General features: G+C 42.3%; 23 protein-coding genes. 6 read left to right on the top strand and 17 right to left on the bottom strand.

Features of this window, described 5'->3' with window-relative positions; genetic code table 11:
• The 11 genes from nuoL to ndhC all read right to left on the bottom strand — a co-directional run bounded on the left by nuoL (position 1) and on the right by ndhC (position 11,953).
• A complete protein-coding gene (gene nuoL / locus MWG72_RS00515) occupies positions 1-1,896 on the bottom strand; it encodes an NADH-quinone oxidoreductase subunit L (RefSeq protein WP_247143021.1) in 1,896 nt (631 codons plus the stop codon).
• A complete protein-coding gene (gene nuoK, locus MWG72_RS00510) occupies positions 1,893-2,201 on the bottom strand; it encodes an NADH-quinone oxidoreductase subunit NuoK (RefSeq protein WP_004280769.1) in 309 nt (102 codons plus the stop codon). Before nuoK ends, nuoL begins: the two co-directional genes overlap by 4 nt.
• Positions 2,201-2,719 (bottom strand): NADH-quinone oxidoreductase subunit J, encoded by a 519-nt coding sequence (nuoJ, locus tag MWG72_RS00505; protein ID WP_171054322.1) that lies wholly within the window; start codon positions 2,717-2,719, stop codon positions 2,201-2,203. Before nuoJ ends, nuoK begins: the two co-directional genes overlap by 1 nt.
• Positions 2,719-3,261 (bottom strand): NADH-quinone oxidoreductase subunit NuoI, encoded by a 543-nt coding sequence (gene nuoI / locus MWG72_RS00500; RefSeq protein ID WP_004280771.1) that lies wholly within the window; start codon positions 3,259-3,261, stop codon positions 2,719-2,721. The genes nuoJ and nuoI overlap by 1 nt, the downstream gene beginning before the upstream one ends.
• An 18-nt stretch (positions 3,262-3,279) precedes the next feature.
• Positions 3,280-4,296, bottom strand: coding sequence for an NADH-quinone oxidoreductase subunit NuoH (nuoH, locus tag MWG72_RS00495; protein WP_004280772.1), 1,017 nt, complete (start codon positions 4,294-4,296; stop codon positions 3,280-3,282).
• Positions 4,297-4,299: 3 nt separating this feature from the next.
• The gene (nuoG, locus tag MWG72_RS00490; RefSeq protein ID WP_247143020.1) at positions 4,300-6,978 is read right to left on the bottom strand and encodes an NADH-quinone oxidoreductase subunit NuoG; all 2,679 of its coding nucleotides are present in this window, start codon (positions 6,976-6,978) and stop codon (positions 4,300-4,302) included.
• Positions 6,979-6,989: 11 nt separating this feature from the next.
• Entirely contained in the window at positions 6,990-8,321 is a 1,332-nt protein-coding gene (gene nuoF / locus MWG72_RS00485; protein WP_247143019.1) for an NADH-quinone oxidoreductase subunit NuoF, read from the bottom strand.
• A complete protein-coding gene (nuoE, locus tag MWG72_RS00480; protein WP_005247901.1) occupies positions 8,318-8,827 on the bottom strand; it encodes an NADH-quinone oxidoreductase subunit NuoE in 510 nt (169 codons plus the stop codon). The genes nuoF and nuoE overlap by 4 nt, the downstream gene beginning before the upstream one ends.
• Positions 8,828-8,841: 14 nt before the next feature.
• The gene (gene nuoC / locus MWG72_RS00475; RefSeq protein ID WP_004732074.1) at positions 8,842-10,629 is read right to left on the bottom strand and encodes an NADH-quinone oxidoreductase subunit C/D; all 1,788 of its coding nucleotides are present in this window, start codon (positions 10,627-10,629) and stop codon (positions 8,842-8,844) included.
• Between the two features lie 91 nt (positions 10,630-10,720).
• Positions 10,721-11,401, bottom strand: coding sequence for a NuoB/complex I 20 kDa subunit family protein (locus MWG72_RS00470; RefSeq protein WP_004280778.1), 681 nt, complete (start codon positions 11,399-11,401; stop codon positions 10,721-10,723).
• A 6-nt stretch (positions 11,402-11,407) separates the two neighbouring features.
• Positions 11,408-11,953: an NADH-quinone oxidoreductase subunit A gene (gene ndhC / locus MWG72_RS00465; RefSeq protein WP_004280779.1), complete on the bottom strand. Its 546-nt coding sequence runs from the start codon at positions 11,951-11,953 to the stop codon at positions 11,408-11,410.
• Between the two features lie 572 nt (positions 11,954-12,525).
• On the opposite strand from ndhC, the gene MWG72_RS00460 reads away from it, so the two are divergent.
• Entirely contained in the window at positions 12,526-12,882 is a 357-nt protein-coding gene (locus MWG72_RS00460; RefSeq protein WP_180180503.1) for a hypothetical protein, read from the top strand.
• A 66-nt stretch (positions 12,883-12,948) separates the two neighbouring features.
• Here MWG72_RS00460 and bfmS read toward each other — a convergent pair whose 3' ends face one another.
• Together bfmS and bfmR are read right to left on the bottom strand one after the other, a co-directional pair.
• A complete protein-coding gene (bfmS, locus tag MWG72_RS00455; protein ID WP_005104083.1) occupies positions 12,949-14,622 on the bottom strand; it encodes a sensor histidine kinase BfmS in 1,674 nt (557 codons plus the stop codon).
• Positions 14,623-14,664: 42 nt separating this feature from the next.
• Positions 14,665-15,381 (bottom strand): response regulator transcription factor BfmR, encoded by a 717-nt coding sequence (gene bfmR / locus MWG72_RS00450; RefSeq protein ID WP_004280782.1) that lies wholly within the window; start codon positions 15,379-15,381, stop codon positions 14,665-14,667.
• A gap of 567 nt (positions 15,382-15,948) precedes the next feature.
• Here bfmR and MWG72_RS00445 point away from each other — a divergent pair.
• The 4 genes from MWG72_RS00445 (at position 15,949) to MWG72_RS00430 (ending at position 21,019) form a co-directional block, all read left to right on the top strand.
• Complete coding sequence (locus MWG72_RS00445) at positions 15,949-18,786, top strand: ribonucleoside-diphosphate reductase subunit alpha (protein ID WP_247143018.1); 2,838 nt, start codon at positions 15,949-15,951, stop codon at positions 18,784-18,786.
• Between the two features lie 143 nt (positions 18,787-18,929).
• Positions 18,930-19,058, top strand: coding sequence for a hypothetical protein (locus MWG72_RS15615; protein WP_257225578.1), 129 nt, complete (start codon positions 18,930-18,932; stop codon positions 19,056-19,058).
• Positions 19,059-19,387: 329 nt separating this feature from the next.
• Complete coding sequence (locus MWG72_RS15645) at positions 19,388-19,624, top strand: CRISPR-associated protein Cas2 (RefSeq protein ID WP_218208867.1); 237 nt, start codon at positions 19,388-19,390, stop codon at positions 19,622-19,624.
• 111 nt (positions 19,625-19,735) lie between these two features.
• The gene (locus tag MWG72_RS00430; RefSeq protein ID WP_114541022.1) at positions 19,736-21,019 is read left to right on the top strand and encodes a ribonucleotide-diphosphate reductase subunit beta; all 1,284 of its coding nucleotides are present in this window, start codon (positions 19,736-19,738) and stop codon (positions 21,017-21,019) included.
• A 184-nt stretch (positions 21,020-21,203) separates the two neighbouring features.
• On the opposite strand, the gene MWG72_RS00425 is transcribed toward MWG72_RS00430, so the two are convergent.
• The 3 genes from MWG72_RS00425 to MWG72_RS00415 form a co-directional block, all read right to left on the bottom strand.
• Positions 21,204-22,073: an HNH endonuclease gene (locus MWG72_RS00425; RefSeq protein ID WP_247143017.1), complete on the bottom strand. Its 870-nt coding sequence runs from the start codon at positions 22,071-22,073 to the stop codon at positions 21,204-21,206.
• Between the two features lies 1 nt (position 22,074).
• On the bottom strand, positions 22,075-23,988 hold the full coding sequence (locus MWG72_RS00420) for an AbiJ-related protein (protein WP_247143016.1): 1,914 nt from the start codon (positions 23,986-23,988) through the stop codon (positions 22,075-22,077).
• Between the two features lie 81 nt (positions 23,989-24,069).
• On the bottom strand, positions 24,070-24,306 hold the full coding sequence (locus MWG72_RS00415) for a helix-turn-helix domain-containing protein (RefSeq protein ID WP_247143015.1): 237 nt from the start codon (positions 24,304-24,306) through the stop codon (positions 24,070-24,072).
• 118 nt (positions 24,307-24,424) lie between these two features.
• Between MWG72_RS00415 and MWG72_RS00410 the strand changes: the two genes are divergently transcribed.
• Positions 24,425-24,667, top strand: a complete 243-nt coding sequence (locus MWG72_RS00410; protein ID WP_087551231.1) for a transposase — start codon at positions 24,425-24,427, stop codon at positions 24,665-24,667.
• 57 nt (positions 24,668-24,724) lie between these two features.
• Here MWG72_RS00410 and MWG72_RS00405 read toward each other — a convergent pair whose 3' ends face one another.
• Entirely contained in the window at positions 24,725-25,582 is an 858-nt protein-coding gene (locus MWG72_RS00405) for a hypothetical protein (RefSeq protein WP_247143014.1), read from the bottom strand.
• Positions 25,583-25,682 lie beyond the last annotated feature (100 nt).

Here is a 25,682-nt window from a genome sequence, read left to right as displayed (position 1 = left end):
TTATTTCCCCACAACCTGAATCACGATCAAGATCATCAGTAGGACAACTACACCGAGCCCCATACTAGATGCATATTCACGCAGTGAACCGGTTTGACGTGAACTTGTAAAGCTGTGACCACCTTTAACAAGTGCAGGAAGTACCAGCCATAGGCCATCAATTGGATCACGACCAAAGATCTTCGCGAACAATAAATATGGCTTCACGAAAATGATGTCATACAGCGTATCGAAACCTAATGCATTACGGCAGATGTTGACCAGGCCAGCACCTACAGAAGTGGCTGCAAAACGTTTGACTGCATTGTAAGCAAAAGCGAACAGCACGACACCCACTGCAAGACCTGTCAAAGCAACAGCAATTGCGATGTATTCAGCACCATGTGCACCTGCTTCAAGCGCTTCAGGAATAATGAAGGCTGGAATTTGTGCAGCATCCAGAATGCTCATTACCGGTGCTTTTAGGACGATCGCCAGACCTGTTGAAAGTACAGCAAGAATTGCCAGTGGCGCCCAGTAAGTTACACCTTGGATTTCATGATAAGGTGTGTTTTCTTTGCCAAAGAATACAACCCAAATTAAACGGAATGTATAAATAGAGGTTAAGAATGCACCTGCAACACCGACCCAGTACAGCGTGTTATACACTGGTAAACCAGCAATATGACTTTGCGTCCAGACTGCAGCAAGAATCGCATCTTTTGAGAAGAAACCAATCGTCAGGAATGGAATCGCTGCCAATGCACCGCCACCAATCGCGAAACATGCAAACAGGAATTTGTTCTTGTAGAACAGACCGCCCATCTTGAAGATGTTTTGTTCGTGATGGTAAGCCAGAATCACCGCACCAGACGACAAGAACAATAATGCCTTGAAGAATGCGTGAGTCAGCATATGGAACAGACCCGCTTGGTATGCTTCAGCACCTACCGCCATAAACATATAACCGAGCTGACTCATAGTTGAGTAAGCCAGAATACGTTTGATGTCGGTTTGAACCAGTGCAGCAAAACCAGCCACAAGCAAAGTCACCGCACCTGTGATCGAAATAAATACCATCACTTCTGGCGCAAGTTCAAAGACTGCGAACAGACGGCAGCACAGGTAAACACCCGCTGTTACCATCGTTGCAGCATGGATCAATGCAGAAACAGGTGTCGGACCTGCCATCGCATCGGCTAACCATGTTTGCAGTGGAATCTGTGCAGATTTACCTGCCGCACCCAAGAATAAGAGCAATGCTGTCCAGATGGTCAGAGATGAACTTTGCATCATTACAGTCGCCGCATTTTCGACGATGTACTGAATGTTCAAGGTACCGAATTGCTGGAAGATCAGGAACATGGCAATCAGCAGGAATACGTCACCAATACGGGTCACAGTAAATGCCTTGATTGCCGCCAGACCGTTTGCCGGGTTCTGGTAGTAATAACCGATCAACAGGTATGAACACAGACCTACGCCTTCCCAACCCAGGAATAACAACGCCAGGTTGTCACCCAATACCAGCAATAACATGCTGGCAACGAACAGGTTGAAGTAAGAGAAGAAACGTGCAAAGTCTTCTTCACCGCGCATGTACCATGATGCAAAGATGTGAATTAAGAAACCCACACCAGTGACCATGCCCAGCATCAATAAAGACAAGCCATCCAGCTGCAAGCTGATGCCCGGAGCAAAACTGCCAACACTGAACCAAGTCCAAAGATGTTGTACTACTGCAGTTGAACCATTATTCACAAAGTCCATACCTGCAATCAGTGCGAACAGTGCAGATAAACCGACTGCACCCACACCAATCATCGCTGCAACAGATTCCGGAAGCTTGTTGCGCCCCGCCGCTAACAGGACAAAACCAATGAGCGGAAATAAAATTGTTAGATATAAATAACTCATCCGCGCATCTCACTAGCAGCATCCACATCCAGGTGATGGAAGCGATGATAGAACTGAAGGACGATCGCAAGACCAATACAAGCCTCTGCCGCAGCAAGCGTCAGGATCAGGATAAACATGATCTGACCATCTGGCTGTGCCCATGCACTGCCCGCCAGGACGAACGCCAAAGCAGCAGCGTTCATCATGATTTCAAGGCTCATTAAAATAAATAGTAGGTTGCGTCGCACCATTACACCGTAAAAACCCAGTGCAAAGAGAATAGATGCAACGATCAAACCATGCTCTAAAGGGATGTTGCCCATTATTCTTTTTCCTCTTCTGCATCTGGTTCACGTTTACCCAAATGGAATGCAGCTACCAAGGCAGCAAGCAATAACATCGCGGCAACTTCAACCAACAACAAGTATTGCGTAAAGAGTGCTTGACCCACTGCTTTCGGGCCCACCATTTCTGTACCCATTACCAGTGAAGCTTGTGTGTAATCAGAGTTTAATACCCATACCAGCACCAAACCGATCAGGAAGCTCATCAACGCCGGATAAGCCCAAGCCGATGAAGTCAACCATTTACGTTCTTGTTCAACGGTCTGCTCACCCAGGTTCAGCATCATTACCACGAACACGAACAACACCATGATCGCGCCCGCATAAACGATCACTTCCAGCGCACCAGCGAATGGCGCACCGACGATCAGGAACATGCCTGCGACTGCAAGCAATGACACGATCAGGCTTAATAAAGCATGTACCGGATTCGCGTTAGTAACAACGCGAACCGTAGAGACAATGGCCACAAGGGCCATTAAATAAAATGGCCACATCATGGTAATAGACTCCGTACATCAACAGGTGCACTTTCACGCTGTGCTTGACCTTTGTCCTTGCCTGCAACTGCCATACCGGTTACACGGTAGAAGTTATAGTCAGGATATTTACCAGGACCAGAAATCAGCAGGTGTTCTTTTTCATAGACCAGGTCTTGACGAACATATTCACCAAGCTCGAAATCCGGGGTCATCTGAATCGCAGTGGTTGGACACGCTTCTTCACACATACCGCAGAAAATACAACGCGAGAAATTGATACGGAAAAATTCCGGATACCAGCGACCATCTTCACGTTCTGCTTTTTGTAGTGAAATACAGCCTACCGGACAGGCAACCGCACACAGGTTACATGCCACACAGCGTTCTTCGCCATCAGGGTCGCGCGTCAATACGATACGACCACGGAAGCGTGGTGGCACGATTTCTTCGGCCGGCACTTCCGGATATAAAATGGTGTCACGTTTACGTGTTGCGTGGCTGAACACCATCCACAACGAACGAACGATTGACCCGAATCCAGCTAGAAATTTAAACATTTTGTTCTCCCTGCTGTCTTAGGCCTGATTCATCAGAATCACAGCACCAGTTACCAAAAGGTTAACCAACGCCAATGGCAAGCAAATTTTCCAACCAAAGTTCATTACCTGGTCATAACGTGGACGCATTAAAGAACCACGCGCCAGTACAAACATCATTACAAAGAATGCTGTTTTGATAATGAACCAGAATGCTGCTGGAAGGAACGGAATATCAAGGTTGAATGGCGCAAGCCAGCCACCGAAGAATAAAGTCACGATCAATGCAGAGATCAGTACCACGTTGACGTATTCCGCAACGAAGAACATCCCCCATTTCATACCGCCGTATTCGACATGGTAACCTTCTGCCAGTTCCTGTTCTGCTTCTGGTTGGTCAAATGGGTGACGATGCGTTACCGCCACACCTGCAACCACGAAGATCAAGAAACCTAGGAACTGAGGAATCACAAACCAGACATCTTTTTGCGCTTCAACGATTTCACGCATGTTGAATGAACCGGCAATTGCCACCACACCCATCAACGAGATACCCAAGAACACTTCATACGAAATGGTTTGAGCTGCAGAACGTAAACCGCCCAGTAAGGCATATTTGTTGTTTGATGACCAGCCACCGAACAGGACTGCATAAACTGCAATACCCGCCATTGCCATAAAGAACAACAGGCCGATGTTCATGTCTGCTACACCTAAATAAGGTGATACAGGAATAACCATGAACGACAGCACCGCAGTTGCCATCGCAACTGCTGGCGCCATACGGAACGTCAATTTGTCAGCAAACTTAGGTGTCCAGTCTTCCTTGAACATGATTTTCAGCATGTCGGCAACAATCTGGAACATACCACCCGGACCAACACGGTTCGGACCGTAACGGTCTTGCCACAAGCCGAGTAAACGACGTTCAATAAAAGACATCAACGCAGCGATCAGTACTACAACCAGCAAGATCACAATCGCTTGAATGACTGAATAGGCAATTGGCCAGTTTTCAGCCCACAGCGGCGTTTGACGGATTAATTCTTGTTCCATGAATTACACTCCTACCGCGACTGAAACAGGCTCTGCAAGAGATACCGTCGGTGCCAGACCGATTGGGTAGCCAATATAACCTGTTGGTAAATATTCAATCACTTGAACTGGAAGAACGATTGACGTCTCACCTGCTTTCACCGTGATTGTCTGACCATCTTGAACATTCAGGCGCGCTGCATCCTGCTCACCCACTGCAAATACCGCTTCAGGAATACGTGTTTCCATCGCTGGTGTTTTTACCGTGAATTCACCTGAACCAAAGATATGGTGCATTGGTACCAGACGGAAGCTTTCAGCATTGACCAGAACAGGTGCCGGTGCAACGAATGTACGTGCCGGACGTTTTGCCAAACGGTCGAATAAACGAACGCCTGAATCACCACCTTTCAGTGAACCACCTACAGTTTCCTGGAACTTGTTCCAAGCTTGTGGCGAGTTCCAGCCTGCAGACCATGCAAATGGAACCAGTGGAGATGGCGTCTGGTCTCCTACATAACCTTCCATCGAGAACGTTAATGCAGAGTCTTTATCTGTAGGCTGTTTCGGCTCATGTACAGACAATGGCGAACGCATTGAAGTACGACCTGAGTAACGACGTGGTTCACGTGCCACTTTCAAACCATGTACACGGAAGCCCGCATCAGGTGCAACATCCTGAATGCCCTCAAGCGCAGGAACGTTCTTCGCCACTGACTCGATTACGTCATCCAGTAAAGTCCAAGAAATCGCTTTGCCTTTTACGCCTGTTTCCAGAGCGTGTAACCAGCGCCAAGATTCCTTGATCGCCAATTCAGGATTGTAGTAGCTTGGGTCATACACTTGGTAGAAACGTTGTGCACGGCCTTCTTGAGAAACGACAGTACCATCACCTTCAGCAAACGAAGCGGCAGAAAGTACGATGTCGGCTTTCTTCACAGTTTCAGTTTCAGAGTGATCCAGAACGATCACTTCTTTGCCTGCAAGTGCGGCATCCACTTGTGCTGCTGGTAAACGACGATAAAGGTCATTTTCAACAATCACGACAGTGTCGTAGTCCTGAGCAAAAGCTTGCTCCAGGCTTTGACCACCGAAGATTGCCATACCCATCGAGTTCACTTCAGGAACCGTCAAGGTCAGACCTGCATTACCCAGATTCTGTGCAACTTGTGCAGCAGCTTCCATAATGGCAGGATCTTGCAAGCTTGTACCCGAGATGACCAGTGGTTTCTTCGCAGCTTTTAAAGTGTCCGCAATGGTTTGTGCAAATGCTTTGGCATCGTCATCTAAACCAAGAATCGTTTCACCAGCAACTGCTGCAGCAACTGCAAAACCTAAACGCGCGATGTCGTTTGGAGAAGCAACCACTTCACCTTCGGCAACATCAGACAAACGGGTTTGTGTCGCAGCCAGGATGTAAATCGGAGATTTCGCATCTTGTGCAATACGTTGTACCGGTTCAGCCAACCACTCTTGCGTACGGCGCTCTGCCGCCATCTCTTTGCCTTTATTTTTCGCAGCCTGGCGAACAGATAAAGCCATACGTGGCGCAGTTTGTGTGAGGTCTTCACCCAAAATTAACACAGCATCGTAGCTTTCAATTTCACGCATGTTCGGGTTGTAAACACCCTCGGTTTGCATGATAGAAGCAGCAAGTTCAACCAGGTTTTGCTCTTTTTGAGATAGACCTGTTGAGAAGTTCTCTTGACCCACCAACTCACGAAGTGCGAAGTTCGACTCAAGTGATGCACGCGGTGAACCAATACCCAATACTTTTTTGCCCTGGATATTTGCAATGACCGTGTCTAGTGCTGCATCCACTGAAACAATTTCAACAGTTGCACCTTGACGGAATTGTGGTTGACGCGGGCGGTCTTCACGGTTCACATAACCTGTACCGAAACGGCCTTTGTCGCATAAGAAGTACTGGTTGACTTCACCGTTATAACGGTTTTCTACGCGGCGAAGTTCGCCATAACGTTCACCCGGAGAGATATTACAACCTGAAGAACAGCCTTGGCATACGCTTGGCGCATACTGCATGTCCCATTTACGGTTGTAGCGAGCCGAATGAGTTTTGTCGGTGAATACACCTGTTGGACATACTTCAGTCAGGTTACCCGAGAATTCAGACTCTAAAGTGCCTGATTCCGGACGACCGAAGTATACACGTGATGCGTTGGCATACACGCCGAAGTCCGTACCACCTGCGTAGTCTTTGTAATAACGCACACAACGGTAACACGCGATACAACGGTTCATTTCGTGGGAAATGAATGAGCCAAGCTCCTGGTTGTAATGGGTACGTTTGGTGAAACGGTAGCGACGACGGTCATGCTGCGTCATTACAGTCATATCTTGTAAATGACAGTGACCACCTTCTTCACAGACTGGACAGTCGTGCGGGTGGTTGGTCATCAAGAATTCAACAATCGAAGCACGGAAATCTTTGGCTTCTTTGTCTTCAATCGAGATGTAGGTATTGTCAGATGCAGGCGTCATACATGACATGACCAAACGGCCACGCGTATCTTCTGGATTCGCGTACTGGGTCACGGCACATTGACGGCAAGAGCCGACAGAACCTAAGGATGGATGCCAACAAAAGTATGGGATATCAATGCCAAGACTCAAACATGCTTGTAGCAAGTTTTCCGAGCCGTTGACTTCATACGATTTGCCATCGACATGAATTGTAGCCATAGTCGAATTCCTTAAGCTTGTTCTACGTTGCTGGTTTGAGCGGCGGCATTCACAACCTTCGCTTCAAATTCGCCACGGAAATATTTGAGTGCGCCCATAAGCGGCTCCATTGCACCCGGTGCGTGGGCACAGAAAGTTTTACCAATCCAAAGCTTACGAGTCAGTTCTTGTAAGTGATCGATATCTTCTTTCTTACCTGTGCCATCTTCCAGTGCTTTCAGCGCTTTCACAGCCCAAGGTAAGCCATCACGGCAAGGCGTACAGAAACCACATGATTCGCGTGCAAAGAATTCTTCGAGGTTACGTGTCGCTGAAACTATACATTGGGTTTCATCTACCACCATCAATAAGCAAGTTCCTAAACGCGAACCTGCTTTCATGATGCTTTCCGCATCCATAGGAAGATCAATATGCTCGGCAGCCAGGAAGTCAGTCGATGCACCACCCGGTAACCATGCTTTCAGTTTTAAGCCGTCACGCATACCACCAGCATGGTCTTCAATCACTTCACGTGCTGTCGTACCAAATGGAAGCTCCCATAGACCCGGGAATTTCACTTTACCTGATGCACCATAAATCTTGGTGCCTGGATCTTTCGACTTACCAGCAGATAAGTTGATGTACCATTCAGGACCACGCAGCATGATTGCCGGTAAGTTGTTGTAGGTCTCTACGTTGTTCACAATCGTAGGACGACCCCAAGCACCTGCAACTTGCGGGAATGGCGGTTTAGTACGCGGGTTGGCACGGCGACCTTCAAGCGAGTTAATCAATGCAGTTTCTTCACCGCAGATATAACGACCCGCACCGGTATGCACGTGTAACTCGAAGTTCCAGCCTGTACCGAGGATGTTATCCCCCAAATAACCTTTGGCACGAACTTGCTCAAGTGCTTCATTTAAGTACTGAGCAGCTTCGATGTACTCGCCGCGGATAAAGATATAACCGTGTGTTGCTTCAAGCGTATAACCCGCAATCAGCATCCCTTCGATTAATTGATGCGGAAGATCTTCCATCAACAAACGGTCTTTAAAGGTACCTGGTTCCATCTCATCGGCATTACAAATCAGGTAACGTGGACCTGAGTTGTCGTTTGGCGCCATCAAAGACCATTTAATGCCTGCCGGGAAGCCTGCACCACCACGACCTTTAACAGTCGCTGCTTTAACCACTTCCAATACATCTTTAGGCGACATGGTCAGTGCTTTTTTAAAGCCTGCATAACCTTCAAGCGCTTCGTAATCATCTGCATTACGTACGTTGGCTTGTTTGCTTAAACGCCATGTTAATGGATGCGTTTCCGGGTTACCGTCGCCATAAATTGGTTTTGGTTCAGTATTCATACATACTTCTCCAACAGCTGTTTCACCGAAGTCACTTCAACCAGACCATGCGTGTCTTCATCAATCATTAAGGTTGGACCTTTGTCACAGTTGCCCAGACAGCAAATTGGCAGCAAAGTGAAACGACCATCTGCAGTCGTTTGACCAAAAGAAATGCCTAATTCGCGCTGGAATGCTTCTGCCAAAGTTTCCGCACCCATCAGGAAACACGCAATCGAATCACATAACAAAATTACGTGACGACCGACCGGCTGACGGTAAATACGGTTATAGAACGTTGCCACACCTTCAAGGTCTGCAACGCTCATGCTGAGCATTTGTGCGATGGCATTCATTTGCGCATCATCTACCCAGCCATTACGGCGTTGTACACACTTCAGCGCATCTAGACACGCTGCACGTGGGTATGGGTAGTGCCCCATGTGATGTTCGATATCGTGAATTTCGTCCGCAGTCAAAATTCCTTCAACATTCACACGTGGCTTTTTATCAGTCAAAATCATCATAATGCGTTTACCCCTTAGCGATCCACGTCAGCCATTACGACGTCAATGGTCGCTAAATAAATGATTAAGTCAGACATTAAGCTGCCGTTAATCACAGAAGGCATTTGCTGTAAATGCGTGAAGGTTGGTGTACGGATACGGGTACGGTAACTCATAGTTGACTTGTCTGAAGTCAAGTAGTAGTTCGACGCGCCTTTCACCACTTCCGCCATCACAGATGCTTCACCCGCCGGCATTACAGGACCCCAAGATACGCTCAGGAAGTGCGTAATTAAGGTTTCAATATCTTGTAATGTCTTGTCTTTTGGTGGTGGAACAGCCAGTGGATGGTCTGCTTTATACGCACCAGACGGCATATTATCTAAACATTGTTTGATAATTTTCAGTGATTCTTCGATTTCACGGTAGTGAACGATGACACGTGCATAGGCATCGCCTTCGTACTCAACCGGCACTTCGAAGTCATAATTTTCATAACCGCTATATGGGCGGTATTTACGTACGTCAAAGTCGATACCTGTAGCGCGTAGACCTGTACCTGTTACACCCCAAGCCAATGCAGATTTTGCATCGTATTGCGCAACATTACGGGTACGACCCACAAATACTGAGTTTTTCAGCGCTGCAGTATGATATTCCTTCAAACGTTTCGGCATCCAGTCCAGGATTTCACGAATCAGGTGCTGCCAGTTGTTTGGAAGATCGTGTGCGGTACCACCGATACGGAACCATGCCGGATGCATACGGTAACCGGTGATCGCTTCAATTGCGTCATAGATTTTCTGACGGTCAGCAAACATGTAGAAGACTGGCGTCATACCGCCGGCATCCTGAATCGCAGTACCAATGAACAGCAAGTGGTTATTGATACGGAACAGTTCAGACATCATCACGCGGATACATTGCGCACGGTCAGGTACAGTAATACCCGCCATTTGCTCTACGCCAAGCACGTAAGGCATGTTTTGCGCACAACCACCGAGGTAGTCGACACGGTCTGTATACGGAATGAATGAATGCCAGGTTTGACGTTCAGCCATCTTTTCCACACCACGGTGGTGATAACCGATGTCAGGCACACAGTCTTTCACTTCTTCACCGTCCAGCTGCAAGATCACACGGAACGCACCGTGCGCAGATGGATGGTTCGGACCCAAGTTCAGGAACATGAAGTCTTCATCGGCATTGCCGCGCTTCATACCCCAATCTTCAGGGACGAAACGAAGATGTTCCTGTTCGTAGTCCTGTTTGGCTTTATCTTGCAAATACGGCGTATATTCAGTCGCACGTGCAGAATATTCTTTACGTAGCGGATGACCTTCCCAATAGGTTGGCAACAAGATACGACGGAGCATTGGATGCCCTTCGAAATTGATCCCGAACATATCGTAAGCTTCACGTTCGTACCAGTTGGCATTTGGCCAAATATTGGTTGCCGTCGGAAGATTCAAATCGCTTTCAGCTAAGGCAACTTTAATACGAATGTCAGTATTACGCTCGAGCGACAACAGGTGATAGAACACGGTGAAGTCAGACGCAGGTAAACCGTCGCGGTGCGTACGCAGACGCTCATCTACCGCTGACAGGTCGAACAACATCACGTAAGGACGTGACACTGTACGCAAGAACATTAAAACTTCTTGTACACGTGCGCGCTCAACCCAGACTGTCGGGAAATCCTCGAAAGTCGTTTGCACAAAGAAGTTCTCACCAAATTTGGTTTTGAGTTCTTCAATGATGGCAAATGCTGGGCGTGAATCAACAGGCGTTGATTCTGGCATAGCAATGTCAGTTTCAGCCATTGGCTTGGCTTCCTATTTAATACAAATTCAGTCAACCTAAACGACAATTACACCCATAGCGGGTGCACAACAAAACAACCTGTCGTTTAAATTATTTAATTTCATCCATAGAGCGTAAGTTCTTCACAGCAACACGCTGGTCTTTCTTACGGTCACGTTCCGGCATCATCTTTGGCTTATACACTGGCTTAAGATCATCACCGATCACCGCAGAAAGCGGACGACGCTCTAGTTGAATCTGGTCTTGCAACAGCATCAATGCCTGAATCAAAGCTTCAGGACGTGGTGGGCAACCTGGAATATACACATCGACCGGGATGATTTTATCCACACCTTGTACGACTGAATAAATATCGTACATACCACCTGAGTTGGCACATGCACCCATTGAAATGACCCATTTCGGTTCAAGCATCTGTTCATACAGACGCTGAATTACCGGCGCCATTTTCACAAAGCATGTACCCGCCACAATCATTAAGTCCGCCTGACGCGGTGAAGCGCGGATAACCTCGGCACCAAAACGTGACAAGTCATGCACGCCGGTCAAGGTCGTTGCATATTCCACGTAGCAGCAAGATGTACCAAAGTTAAATGGCCAAACTGAGTTTTTACGACCCCAGTTGACTGCTGTATGTACCACATCCTCTAAGCGAGTCATGAATACATTTTTATTCACTTCTTCTTCTAGCAACGGATCTTCTACAACAATACGTTCCTGAAGTGGATATTGGTCAGCATTCGGATTCGCACGGGTTAATGTATATTTCATCCCGTCTTACTCCTTATCAGATAATTGAGTTTGTGACTTTTTCACAAAACCAGATGATTGAGCCGGGATTTGACCCGTTGGATCCATCACCAATTCTTCAATCGAGTTGAAGCGCGTAATTTCTGCAAGATCCATATTTGGCGAACCAATCTTAGCTTTAATTCCTGCTGCCTTACGTCTGTCTGAAGGTGCCCAATTGAGTGCGCCTGTCGATAATTCGTAAATCAAACCAACAAGTAAAACTATGATAAAGATAGCTGCAGTTGCAAAACCAATCCAACCTACCTCACGAACAGAAACTGCCCATGCATATAGATAAAGTGCTTCTAAATCAAACACCACAAAGAAAATTGCAACTAAATAGAACTTTGCAGACAAGCGGATACGAGCTCCACCTGCGCTAACTACACCTGACTCAAACTGCTCCTGCTTGGCACGGCCCCATGATTTACCCCCGAGGAGTAATGGGACAGTCAGCATAAAGACGCATAAAAATGTAACGCCGATCACGAAGGCAATAATTGCCCATTCGTATGGAGTAATAGCACTCATGCGGGGATAACTCCTGGCAGGCCTATTTGTTAACAAAGAATGTATGTATTGGCCTTCAAATACACCAAACACAAAATTAATCCCGCCAATTGTACCTGATTTTGGATTTCACTTGCTAGTTTATAAGCCTTAGTCTTTGGGATGATTTTTTAGACATTTCAGCATTTAATTTGACTTTAATCATTCAGAATTCGTTTTAATCGTTTTCCCAAATTAAATTTTAATTATCTATTAATTTTTCTATAAATAGCGCTGCCAGAAAATAGACTGATCGATGAGCTGCTTTTCTCGCCCACCCATTTAGATATAGTCCTTTTCACTATTGAATCCAAGTTAAATCGGATAAAAACTTATTTTAACAACTATTTTTTCTTTCAAACTATTTGATTTAACTTGATATTTAATGTGATTTTTTACATCTAACTGTTGCTTTACCCCCTGCAGCTACTTGGTAATCTTGGATTGGCAATTGTGTCTTTTTGCAACATGCTCAACGGACTGATTCAGAATATGTTATTTCTATTTCTAAACCACATCATGACATTAATAAAGTAACAATAAGGAGTCCTTGCATGTCTCTACGCTTTTCCCATCGACCTAATTATTTTTTATTTGCTCAATTACTGGTTCGCCATATAGAAAATTACATCCAGAAAAATCCTAATATAAACCAGGCAGCTTTTGACTTACGTGACATCCATGCACTTTTTCAAGAAGATCATGCCTCCTCCAGCATCAATCTGGATGGCATTATGAATATCGCTGACGAATATAAAGTCGAAACCTTATCAGGCGACCAGAAACTGATTCAGCGCTATAATGTCGATGCGAAAAACACCAAACTGTTGATCGACTTTAACCCTGAAGCGCTACAAAGCTTAAAAGAGGGCAAATCACTCATTGAACCTGATGCGACCATTCAGGAATAAAATCTCTTCCAATAAAAAACGATGCTGATGCATCGTTTTTTTATGACCAAAATCATTTACACAATATCAAGCTAAATGATCACTCGCTTCCTCTGGCTTTTTTTCCAGCATTTTGCGCTTACTCTTCTTGACATAACGTTGTGCCGGCCAGGTCATGGTAAAACGCGCACCACCCAGCGTCGGACTTTGATCCACCTGAATCGTGCCACCAAACCAGTACGCAATCCGGCTGACAATCGACAAACCTAAACCATAACCACCCGACGCACGGGTACGGCTATCATCCAGTCGGGCAAAGGCTTCAAAAATGCGGGCACGATCTATTTCTGGAATCCCCGGCCCGTCATCTTCAACGCAAACATAGGCCTGACCATCCTGATCCAGACCGCCGCTAATCAAGATTTTATTATCGCAATAACGTACAGCATTGCCGACCAGATTCTGAATTACACGATGCAGATAACGACGCTCCGCCTCTACTGTGACCGCAACAGGCATTGGATGTAATTCGATGATTTTCTGGGTTTTCAGCGCTTCAGTTTCTTGTGCCACCTGATTCAGTACGTCATACAGATCGATTTGCTCAAACTCAATCGACGGCATGCCCTGTTCCAGCTTGGCATAGGTCATGATCTCATCAATCAAGGTATTCAGCGCTTCAATATCTTTATCAATCTGTTCCACCTGTTGCAGACGATAATCGTAGTCATCTTCATCCGCCATCATTTCCACACCAAAGCGGATTCGTGCCACCGGTGTACGCAACTCATGCGACACCGCACGCATCAACTCACGCTGCGCTTCGATCAAACGCTGGATATGATCTGACATATTGTTATAGCTAGACGCCAGTGTAGACATCTCGTCACTGCCTTCCACAGGAAGACGCAATGACATATTACCCGATTTCATTTTGTTTAAGGCATAGCTGACTTCACGCAACTTACGCTGCATCGGAACCAGAAGACCATAAACACCCAGACTCAACACAAAAAGGCTTAATAAGGTAATACCGGTCGCCAACTGGAATGGCATCCAGTTAAACAAGGGTACCGGCCCCATGACCAATACTTGCGAGGTCGAACCAGGAATCGGTGAAATAATTGAAATTGTGGTACCACGAATAGAGGCATTGTCGCGGTATAAAATGATGCTGTGATCCAGACGCAGACGTCCGATTTGCTCGGAGTCTAAAGGTAGATTCTGGACATTTTCGATAGAAACCGGATAAGAAAAATAATCCTGAATACGAGCCAGATATTCTTTTTCCTGACCTGGATAGTAGACCAGATAGTCCAGGATAAAGACTGGTAAGGCCTTCATCTGGCGCTCAGTAATACTGTCGGCCTTAATATAAAGGTAATGACCCGGGTCATCGCGCAGCCCAACCACAATATAGGCAATACCTGATTCGGCGTCCCAACGCACCACCGCTTTTCGTTCGGCAATACGGCGCCCTTCAGCACGGGTAATATCGACCTTACTGGCTTCTACATAATGGATAGGTAATTCCAGCAAATCGGAGGCATCAGAAACCCAATCCATCTTTTGCTGGAGATTTGGCTGGCGTGCGACCCCTTCACTGATGATATATGCCATACCATCAGTCAGGGATTCGCGATATTCTTGCGCACGCTGATAGTTGATAATCTGTACCAACAAATAGCCGAACACCGCCACCAAGACGACAAGGATGACGAGTCCTGCGTATATACGCAAAAATATACTGTGTTTAAACACCTATAATTTATCCTGCTTGTTCAAGCAACAAACCACATTTGCTTAAAGACCATTGGTCTCTTTAACAAAAAGATAACCCTTACTACGTACTGTTTTAATACGCTTCGGATTTTCTGGATCGTCACCGATTTTTGGACGGATACGAGAAATACGCACATCGATTGAACGGTCTTGGCCATCATATTCGATACCACGTAAACGCTCGAAAATATCTTCGCGAGAGAGAATACGGCCAGCATTCGATGCAAGCAACCATAACAGGTCATATTCTGCGCTGGTAAAATCAACCAGATCGCCATTTAAGGTCACTGAACGACCGCCGTTGTCGATGACCAGATCATCAAATTCGATGCGCTGTGCCACTTCATCTTCAGGTACCTTATCAGTACGGCGCAATAATGCACGAATACGTGCCAGCAATACACGCGGCTGAACAGGCTTAGCGACATAGTCATCTGCACCCATTTCCAGACCTAAAACCTGATCCATGTCTTCAGTACGCGCAGTCAACATCAAAATCGGCTGATGATAATGTGGACGCACTTCACGGCAAATGGTCAAGCCATCAGCACCTGGTAACATTACATCCAGCACCACCATATCTGGCTGCTCGGCAATAATCCGACGAATGGCACGGTTACCATCCGGCTCTACCCCCACCTCAAGTCCGTTACGAATGAGGTATTCTTGCGTTAAACGAGCAAGACGCTCGTCATCTTCAACAATTAAAATCTTGGGTAACTTTTCTTCTTGGCTCATGTATTGCCCCTTATTTGGTGGATCTACGCTATAGGCGTATCCTTTTGAAATCCAATAGATACGTTTTTAATATGCTTGCAATATACACACGTTTACATTGTAAACAAGATAGCGTTCACCAAACTGATACATCAAGATAGCATTTTGTAATATTTTATCGTGCATTTTTTGGACAATTATGCTTGAAACAGTGGCTTAGATCTGATTTTCGATTTACACAACTATTACATGGACAAAATATGATTGCTTGATTCAGCACTTTTTAGTTATCCACAGTGTTATCTATAAGCACTTTCTTTTGACTTTGTTATGCTATGCCTTGCCTGATAAGGCTTATACAAAAATCAATAAAAATAGCGATATTTTTACAAGGATTAAAGCACAACTTAAGAAAAATATTTAGCTAAATGTCAATATTGATCTACCCTAAATTTTCCCGTATCTTGTGTTCAATTAATTTTAAAACCACTAGGTCTTGTGTTTATTCCTCAAACACTGTGGCATGAATTTTGCCCAGTTCAAACGGTCCATAAACATAAAAATAGATGACAATGGAGCTATGCTAACATGAGCGTAATCACTTCAACTCCTGGTCAACTTCAGGTGATTAAACGCACCGGTGATGTTGCCGCTTTTGATGCAGAAAAAATTTCTGTCGCAATTGGTAAAGCGTTTTTGGCGGTTGAAGGCCAACAAAGCGCTGACTCGAGCCGGATCCATGATCGTATCGAGCAACTGACGGAAATGGTATTAAATACCTTTAAACGTCGTTTACCTTCTGGCGGAACGATTCATATTGAAGAAATTCAAGACCAAGTTGAACTTGCGCTAATGCGTACGGGCGAACAGAAAGTTGCACGCTCTTATGTCATTTACCGTGAACAACGTTCTGAAGCACGTAAACAGTTAGGTGCACATCATCACCCGACCCTGCAAATTACCGATGCTGAAGGCAAACTCAAGCCACTAGATTTAAGTGCTTTAACTGCGCATGTTACTAAAGCAGCAGAAGGCCTTGAAGGGATTGATGTACAAGCCATTGTCGATGAGACTGTGAAAAACTTGTACAACGGCGTAAAAGAGTCTGACATCTCGACCACGATGATGATGGCGACCCGTACCCGTATTGAGCAAGAGCCTAACTATACGTATGTGACTGCACGTTTATTGCGTGATGACCTGGTTGCGACTGGTTTGAAATTCCTGGGTCTACCTGTAGATACAGTTGAAGGTGATGCGCTAGAAACTTACCTGAAAAAAGGGATTGAGCTTGAGCTGCTTTCTCCAGAATTGCTGAACTTTGACCTGGCGAAACTGGCTGCTGCGATTCAACCGGAACGCTCTAACCAGTTTACTTACCTAGGTCTGCAAACATTATTTGACCGTTACTTCATCCATTCAGATGGCGTACGTTTTGAACTTCCGCAATTGTTCTTTATGCGTGTTTCTATGGGCTTGTCGCTCAATGAAGAAAACCGTGAAGACCGTGCAATCGAGTTCTATAACTTATTATCTAGCTTCGACTACATGGCTTCGACGCCTACCCTGTTTAACTCAGGTACGCTTCGTCCACAATTGTCTAGCTGCTACTTAACAACCATTGATGATGACCTGTATGACATTTATGGCGCAATGCGTGATAACGCAATGCTGTCTAAATGGGCAGGCGGTTTAGGTAATGACTGGACGCCAGTTCGTGCCTTGAACTCATACATCAAAGGTACAAATGGTAAGTCGCAAGGTGTTGTTCCGTTCCTGAAAGTGGCGAACGATACAGCTGTTGCGGTGAACCAGGGCGGCAAGCGTAAAGGTGCAGTTTGTGCATACTTAGAAACTTGGCACCTCGACATCGAAGAATTCCTTGAACTGCGTAAGAACACTGGTGATGACCGTCGTCGTACCCATGACATGAACACTGCGAACTGGGTTCCTGACCTGTTCATGCAACGTGTATTCGAAGATGCAGAATGGACTTTATTCACGCCTTCTGAAACGCCTGATCTGCATGATTTGACCGGTGCAGAATTCGCTGAGCGTTATGCGCACTACGAAGCGATTGCCAAAGAAACAAACATGTTGCACAAGAAAATCCGTGCAAAAGATTTGTGGCGCAAAATGCTGTCTATGCTGTTTGAAACTGGTCACCCGTGGATCACCTTCAAAGACGTATGTAACCTGCGTTCACCACAACAACACGTTGGTGTAGTTCATTCTTCTAACTTGTGTACAGAAATCACTTTGAACACCAGCAAAGAAGAAATCGCAGTATGTAACTTAGGTTCGATCAACCTGGTACAACACGTTCAAGGTGGTGTTCTTGATCGTGAAAAACTGGCACGTACAGTTAAAACTGCGGTTCGTATGCTCGATAACGTGATTGACATCAACTACTACGCTGTTCCACAAGCACGCAACTCGAACCTGAAACACCGTCCGGTTGGTATGGGTATCATGGGCTTCCAGGATGCACTGTATGAGATGAACCTTGCTTATGGTTCTGATGCTGCGGTTGAGTTTGCTGATGAATCGATGGAAGTGATTTCGTACTACGCGATTTCAACATCTAGCGATTTGGCTGTTGAACGTGGTACATACGAAACATTCAAAGGTTCATTGTGGGATCAAGGTATCCTACCAATCGACTCGCTTGATCTGGTTGCGAAAACTCGTCCAGAACACATGTTCGAAGTCGACCGCACTCAACGTCTGGACTGGGACACTTTACGTGCCAAAGTTCAAAAAGACGGTATGCGTAACTCGAACGTGATGGCAATTGCTCCGACTGCTACGATTTCAAACATTTGTGGCGTGTCTCAATCTATTGAGCCTACATTCCAGAACTTATATGTGAAATCAAACCTGTCTGGTGAATTCACCGTGATTAACCCGTACCTGGTGCGTGCACTGAAAGAACGTGGTCTTTGGGATGCGGTGATGGTCAACGACCTGAAACACTTCGAAGGTTCTGTTCAGAAGATTTCCCGTATTCCTGAAGAGCTTAAAGCGATCTTCGCGACTGCGTTTGAAGTTGAAACTCGCTGGATCGTGGATGCTGCATCACGTCGTCAAAAATGGATCGACCAGGCGCAGTCTCTGAACCTTTACATCGCTGGTGCAAACGGTAAGAAACTGGACATCACCTACAAGATGGCCTGGTTACGTGGCCTTAAAACGACTTATTACCTTCGTGCATTGGGTGCGACTTCTGCTGAGAAATCAACCATTAACACTGGCGCATTGAATGCAGTTAAACCTGCAACTGTTGCGGCTCCTGCTGTAGCAGCAGCTCCGGTGGTTGAAGCGCAAAAACCTGAAGCTCCTGCAGAGGAAGAAGGTTTTGCGCAAGCGGCTCCAGTACCAATGGCATGTTCGATTGACAACCCTGATTGTGAAGCTTGTCAGTAATTGGCGAGTTTCTAGAATCCCCCTAAATCCCCCTTTGTAAAAGGGGGACTTCCAGAAATCAAAATAGGTGGATGGAAGCCCCTCCTTTATTAAAGGAGGGGTTTGGGGAGGATTTAGAATTTAATACAAATAAGGAAACCTCAATGCCCCATATGACCCACAACTACATGTTAGGACTTGCGGCATTGCTGATTTCCTTTGGCATTACTTTTTATTTACCAATTGCTTATTTCTGGCTCAAAGTTCGCCAGCAGCGTAAACAAAATAAGTAGTTTTCTTTAGACGAATTACTTCTTTTGATTATGTAGCAATACAAAATCAAATCTAGATTGAAGGTTACGAAAGATAAAAAGTAATTAGAAATTTAGAAAAGATTTGAGAAAAATGTTGGGGATATTGCAGTATCCCCTCCATCAATCTCAGATAACCGAGAACACGGTTGACTGATAACTTTCAGCAAAGAAAGTAACGAAATCTTCGTTCACTTTGAGTTTTGAGTCAACTGTTAATTCTCATTTTTAATCTAAAACATTGTTTTTAGGAGCTTTAAAAATGCAATGCAATTTACAGTCTTACTTATCCAAAGTTAAAGGAGTTTTCAATGCACTACATGTGTTTAAGTTACGATCTACACAATAAACCACGCTCAAACTATTCCAAGATTTATCAAGCTCTTGGACAATATGAGCATGAAAGATTACAGAAATCGATTTGGTTGCTACATACAACAAAATCGAGTGATGAAATCATGAAAGATTTTAGGCATTGTGTCGATCAGAGAGACAGACTAGCTGTTTTTCCAATTGACCAAAATTTGTTAAACATTTTAAAGGAATAGGAACCCCCGCCCATTTCATTAATATATGAAATGGTTTTGAAACAGAGACAGGTTTATAATCTTGTCTCTATTTCAAATGAGGTTCACCTTTTTATACTTAAGGAGAATCCCATGTCTATCCTAAGTTGGGACGATTTCGAAGATGATTCGCAAAAACCGGCTGCACCTGAACAGCAGCCTGCGCCCGTCGAGCCGCAAAAAACGTCTAATTCACAGATGGTATCTGATGCAGGCAACGCATCGCCGGATGTGGCAGCTGCACAACCCCTTAGAGCCACTCAAAACCGAGGATCAAATCCAACCGATTCGCTGGCAAGAGCATCTGCTTCCCTAGAGCAACTTGATGTAGCTCCAGGCCTGGAAGAGCTTGAAATGGGTGCGCAGCGTGTCCAGGTTGACGACAAGGCAATGATCAACTGTCGTGCTGACTTGAACCAGCTTGTTCCATTCAAATACGAATGGGCTTGGCAGAAGTATCTGGACGGATGTGCAAACCACTGGATGCCGCAAGAAGTCAACATGAACCACGACATCGCGCTGTGGAAGTCTGAAAATGGCTTGACTGAAGATGAACGTACCATCGTGATGCGTTCACTCGGTTTCTTCTCAACTGCCGATTCACTGGTTGCAAACAATCTGGTACTGGCGATTTACCGTCATATTACCAACCCTGAATGCCGTCAGTACATCTTGCGTCAAGCGTTTGAAGAAGCGATTCACACACACGCTTACCAGTACTGTATCGAGTCGCTAGGTATGGATGAAGGCGAAGTCTTCAACATGTACCGTGAAGTACCGTCAGTTGCACGTAAAGCTGCGTGGGGCCTGAAATATACCCAGTCTTTAAGTGATCCTACTTTCAAGACAGGTACACCTGAAAACGACCAGATTCTGCTTCGCAACCTGATCGCGTTCTATTGTGTACTTGAAGGTATCTTCTTCTACTGTGGTTTCAGCCAGATCCTGTCTATGGGTCGTCGTAATAAGATGAATGGTGTTGCCGAGCAATTCCAGTACATCCTGCGTGATGAGTCAATGCACCTGAACTTCGGTATCGATATGATCAACCAGATCAAGATCGAAAACCCGGGTCTATGGACCACTGAATTCCAGGAAGAAATCATCCAGATGATTCTTGAAGGCACTATGCTGGAAATCGAATATGCACGTGACACGATGCCACGCGGTGTACTCGGTATGAATGCTGGCATGATGGAAGAATACCTGAAGTTCATTGCTAACCGTCGTCTGGCGCAATTAGGCTTGCCTGAACAGTTTGCTGGTGTGAATAACCCGTTCCAGTGGATGTCAGAAATGATGGACTTGCGTAAAGAGAAGAATTTCTTCGAGACGCGCGTAACAGATTACCAAACTGGCGGTGCGTTAAGCTGGTAAGGTTTAGCTCGTCATGCGACACAAGGTTTGTCAAAAACGACACATGGTTTGGCATAAGACGACGCATGGTTTGTCAAAAAAATAGAGCCCTTAGGGCTCTATTTTTTTGATTAAAATTATTAAATATAATTTCTAGATTATTAATAATATTAAAGCAACATGAGTAATATTTATTTTATTTAAATCATCTATACCCTTTGTCTCTGCAATACTCCATGAATGCTAGACTATCACATAAAGTTAATTTAAGAACATTCTCATAGTGATTCATACCTAATCTTGATTGCTCATAAGTAATTGTGGCTTTTGCACACTCCAAAGAATCTTTCAGACTTAATTTTATTAAACTACCGCGTATTGTATTTTCAAATTCAGAAATAATTTGATTCGCCTTTCCTTGGAATCTATTTAACAACTTAAGATTATCATAGTGATTTTTAATTATATTAAATAAAATAGCATCTATATTATGAGTGTTTTTAAGAAAATACTTAACTGAAAAAGTATTATTAACATATTTCAAATCAACATGTAAAAACTGTTGATATGGTAATTTATGAAGATATAAATTTATAAATTCAAAATTACCATCCTTTATCCACTTATTTGATTTATAGCTATTACATTCAGAACAAACCGGTATTAAGTTCTTGGGATGTACAACAAACTCTGGAAAACTTTCCTTCGGAACAATATGATCTAAAGTATTAACATCATTAATTGTACAGTATTGGCAAGTGTTTAGCTCATAATCATTTGGCAAAGAAATTATTGCATTTTTTAACTTTATAAAAGGTTTCGAACCATATTTATAGAGTTTTAATAAATCATCTTTCTGATTAGTATCAATAGAAGACAACGGTACCAAATAAAGTAAATCATTACTGGTAAAAGCAGCATCATATACATGATATGCACTTTTTAAGACTGGAAACAATAATGTAATACGATCTTTATAAAAAGGGAATTGCTCTCCTTTTCCCCTTTTTTTTGAATTAACAACTTCCTGTAAAAAGGAAATGCTGTCACCATTGTATGAATTCAAATTAATCATATCAGTTCGATACCATACTTTTCAAAAGAACTGTAAGATTCAAGCTAAGCGGTATATTATTTTCTCGTAAAAGTTCTAAAATTTCTTCAAATGAATATCCTTTTTTTATCAATATTTCCAATTCTTTTTTGAATTGTGAATCAGTTTCTCTTGACCCAAAAATATCTTCCGTTATTTTTGTTAAGTTTTCACCAAAAGTTTCAATTGCGGGATGTTTAGCATTTAAGATATTATTTTCATTTCTTATGACATATACATTTTTCGATAATATACCTTGAACAATAATTGGTGAATGTGTAGCTATAATACAAAAAGATTGAAATTTTTTTACTAAAAGATGAATACTATTTATTAATTGTGAAATTGCATTAGGGTGCAAATGTGTTTCTGGTTCATCAAATATTATTAATGAGTCATATCTTATATTAGCTAAAATCTCAGTGAGGATATATAAAAATATAGCTTGCCCAGAACTAAATGTTTTTAATGACTTATTAATTTCTACTATATTTAACTTTTGCTCAAATACTGTAGAATCCCATTCAACCCAAACATCAACTAACTCTTTTGGAAAAAAATTTTTTATAATTTCAATCCAACTACTAAATCTTTTATTCTTTTGAACTTTAACTATTGATAAAAAGAATCTAGCATTTAGTTCATTTTCTGAGAGTATCGACTCTGAACTTCCTTTTGAATGTCTTAATCCGCAATAAATATAATTAATTTTAGATGAACTTTCAGGTATTACAAATTTATCAAATACACTATACGAAACAGCTATCACTTTACTAAAAAGAGGTAGCTTAGGTGCAAATAATTCAAAATTACCATTTGCTATATCAAATGGTAATTTTGAAACTAGTTGCGTTTTTCCAACTCCATTATTTCCTATAAGTGCATATATCCTATTAGGAAGAATTGAACTATCATTAAAGTTAAATGCAATTCTTAATCCATCCTCATCTGAATACATTGGTTTAAAATTGTATTCAAAAGAATATAAATTACTTAAATCATAATTATCTATACGGTATCTTGCCTGTCTTAAGAGCTGTTCTTGCTCATCAAATCTAATAATACTATTTTTAAAATCGCTAAAATTTTCAAACTCTTCGCATATTTGAGGAAAAAATGCAATATCATTTAATCCTTTTAGAATGGATAAATAATTTTGCTGGAAGATATTTTTCAAATTCCTATAAAAATCAAAATTCTGCCCCAATGAACAATATTCATTATTTAAAGTATAAAATTTCTCCACTATTTCTTTTGTTGTACTGTTAGATTGCTTTGAAATAATTTTCAATTTACCTATATCTTTCCTCATATTATTAGAAAAATAATAGAGAAAAAATTCATTCTTATTACCATAATCATCCCATGTGGTCGGACTCAGTAAAAAATATGAATTATGTTCATGTTTAGTATTACTAAAGACAAAAGGAATTTTATTATCAGCTAAATCTTTAAATTTATTATCTTCATCTAATTCTTCAATTTCAAATATTGATAACCCGTTATCATTAATACCTTTTAAACGATATTCAAGTAAATCATTTTTTAAAATTGGATTTAATGTATGATAAAAAAATTTTATATCATCATCATTCTCATTAACCTCAGGTGAAATTACCTTATTGAGTAATCCAATTAAAATCTCATCAGAATCAATAAAATTAAACCTTTCCAACAAAATATAATCTAATTCCCAATCATTATTATTAATATAGTGCTGTATTAGATCTCCTCTTGCATCCTTATAACGTGGATCAGTTGAAGGTAAATTTTTTAAGTCTAAAATTTCATCAAAAAAAACTATAGGATCAATTTTTTTAAAAATCTTAATTTCTTGCTTTGCAAGTAGTCTTAAGATTTCTAATTTTCTATTTCGTTTTAATTGAAAATTCTTCATAACTAAGCGATAAGTTTTTTTATATTATTTCAATAACTAATATAAATTTCAAGACATTTAAACTTGCAAGATTTTCTAATTTTAATTATATAATTTTATTTGATTCACAAATTCCCCAATTTCTACATTTAAAGCTTTGAGCCAATCCACCAGTTCAATTACATCAAGTCTTCGTTCTAAGGTTTCTACTTTAGATACATACGATTGATGCTTAACTAAACGTTGGGCAAGCTCAACCTGAGTCACATATTTGGACTCACGCAGTTCTATAAGTTTCTTAATTAGGTCTTTATACCTAGGATCGTGTATTGAGCGCATGGCTCAATATCAGTTACAATTAAAAATATCCCAAAATAGGATATTTTTAATTTAATCCTATCTGTTTATAGAATTTTTCCTTTTGGGTAATCATTAAAAGATAGTTTAGGAATTCACTGTGAAGCAAAAATTTTCTGTAGCTAAAATCAACAGTATTGTTAAAAAGAATTTAGCAGGTGCAACTGTCGAACAAATTTGCGAAGAGTACAAAATCAGTGTAGCAACTTTCTATCGTTGGAAGGCAAGTTATATAGATATTAATGAGCAAATTCTTATTCGTTTAGATAAATTGGAACAAGAAAATTTAGCTCTCAAACAAATGTATGCTGAAGAAAGACTGTCTAAACGCCTAGATATGTAAAATATATTCATAAAATCCCACATGTGTAATACACAGATAATTTTCATGCGAAGAATTTTAGATAGCCTCTACTGTCATAATAGTCGATTCTTCAAAGAGATTATGAAACCTCACCTTCTCAAGAAAATCGGATGAGGCCTTAACGTCTTCTTTCCAAGTATTTTCGGCCAATTTTTCATTATCCATCGTTGAAAATTGGCTCCTTAATATTTGTAAATCCATTAGAAAATCATCTTTGAAGCTATCGCCTAATATTGATTGCTTAGAATCCGATAAAGAAAACACCTGCGAATTCATCAATAAAATTAAACTTTCACTAAAATGTGAATACGGCTTTTGAGAACACACAATAAGTAAAGTTCGATAAATAGCTCGACTGATATTGATAATGCTACTAGTGCCATCGACTCCCATTCGATAAAAAATTACCAGTGCAGCTAAAGCGTCTAAGCTAGCTAATCGCTCCAGCTGTATGAGTTTTTTAGGCGATAAATTCTCAACTAACGTCCTATCACAATCATATTTATTGGGTTTATAAAGAATCCGTTGAACTTCCCACGACAGTTTTCCAATACCGTCTTTTAAAAGTAAATCTAAATTTATTGAATTTTTCATGGCTTGCCAAAGTACATGATTAATTATTAATGAACTACCTTTTACGACTGCTTCAGCTTTATTTATAAGTTTTGGATGAGGAACATTTGAACCATTCTTATAGTTTCTCCACTTCCGATCATTATCAGTTACATATCCATTCACTACTCTGATTTTATCAGGCTCAATCATTTTTGCTATTTGAGAAGGCAGTTGTGCATCTAAACCAAGTTTTATGTGCGAATACCATAGTGCAACCCGTATTTGATCGATTACATCCCTTTTATTAACTCTAACTTTTCTAATATTTTCGTTTTTCAAAACACAATCCACAAAATTCAAATAAACTTTTTAAATATCAATTATTTAAAAAAATATTTCCGGAAAAAGTTTATTAATTTATTCAACTTGTACACATATA

This window comes from Acinetobacter lwoffii (assembly GCF_022967985.1).
GTDB lineage: Bacteria > Pseudomonadota > Gammaproteobacteria > Pseudomonadales > Moraxellaceae > Acinetobacter.
The sequence above is the reverse complement of the archived record's forward strand: the minus strand, read 5'-3'. Positions and strand labels throughout refer to the sequence as shown.

Bases quoted from the DNA above. Each gene is read 5' to 3' on its own strand.
- nuoL (WP_247143021.1), bottom strand. From the start codon at position 1,896: ATGAGTTATTTATATCTAACAATTTTATTTCCGCTCATTGGTTTTGTC.
- nuoK (WP_004280769.1), bottom strand. From the start codon at position 2,201: ATGGGCAACATCCCTTTAGAGCATGGTTTGATCGTTGCATCTATTCTC.
- nuoJ (WP_171054322.1), bottom strand. From the start codon at position 2,719: ATGTGGCCATTTTATTTAATGGCCCTTGTGGCCATTGTCTCTACGGTT.
- nuoI (WP_004280771.1), bottom strand. From the start codon at position 3,261: ATGTTTAAATTTCTAGCTGGATTCGGGTCAATCGTTCGTTCGTTGTGG.
- nuoH (WP_004280772.1), bottom strand. From the start codon at position 4,296: ATGGAACAAGAATTAATCCGTCAAACGCCGCTGTGGGCTGAAAACTGG.
- nuoG (WP_247143020.1), bottom strand. From the start codon at position 6,978: ATGGCTACAATTCATGTCGATGGCAAATCGTATGAAGTCAACGGCTCG.
- nuoF (WP_247143019.1), bottom strand. From the start codon at position 8,321: ATGAATACTGAACCAAAACCAATTTATGGCGACGGTAACCCGGAAACG.
- nuoE (WP_005247901.1), bottom strand. From the start codon at position 8,827: ATGATGATTTTGACTGATAAAAAGCCACGTGTGAATGTTGAAGGAATT.
- nuoC (WP_004732074.1), bottom strand. From the start codon at position 10,629: ATGGCTGAAACTGACATTGCTATGCCAGAATCAACGCCTGTTGATTCA.
- MWG72_RS00470 (WP_004280778.1), bottom strand. From the start codon at position 11,401: ATGAAATATACATTAACCCGTGCGAATCCGAATGCTGACCAATATCCA.
- ndhC (WP_004280779.1), bottom strand. From the start codon at position 11,953: ATGAGTGCTATTACTCCATACGAATGGGCAATTATTGCCTTCGTGATC.
- MWG72_RS00460 (WP_180180503.1), top strand. From the start codon at position 12,526: ATGTCTCTACGCTTTTCCCATCGACCTAATTATTTTTTATTTGCTCAA.
- bfmR (WP_004280782.1), bottom strand. From the start codon at position 15,381: ATGAGCCAAGAAGAAAAGTTACCCAAGATTTTAATTGTTGAAGATGAC.
- MWG72_RS00445 (WP_247143018.1), top strand. From the start codon at position 15,949: ATGAGCGTAATCACTTCAACTCCTGGTCAACTTCAGGTGATTAAACGC.
- MWG72_RS15615 (WP_257225578.1), top strand. From the start codon at position 18,930: ATGCCCCATATGACCCACAACTACATGTTAGGACTTGCGGCATTGCTG.
- MWG72_RS15645 (WP_218208867.1), top strand. From the start codon at position 19,388: ATGCACTACATGTGTTTAAGTTACGATCTACACAATAAACCACGCTCA.
- MWG72_RS00430 (WP_114541022.1), top strand. From the start codon at position 19,736: ATGTCTATCCTAAGTTGGGACGATTTCGAAGATGATTCGCAAAAACCG.
- MWG72_RS00425 (WP_247143017.1), bottom strand. From the start codon at position 22,073: ATGATTAATTTGAATTCATACAATGGTGACAGCATTTCCTTTTTACAG.
- MWG72_RS00420 (WP_247143016.1), bottom strand. From the start codon at position 23,988: ATGAAGAATTTTCAATTAAAACGAAATAGAAAATTAGAAATCTTAAGA.
- MWG72_RS00415 (WP_247143015.1), bottom strand. From the start codon at position 24,306: ATGCGCTCAATACACGATCCTAGGTATAAAGACCTAATTAAGAAACTT.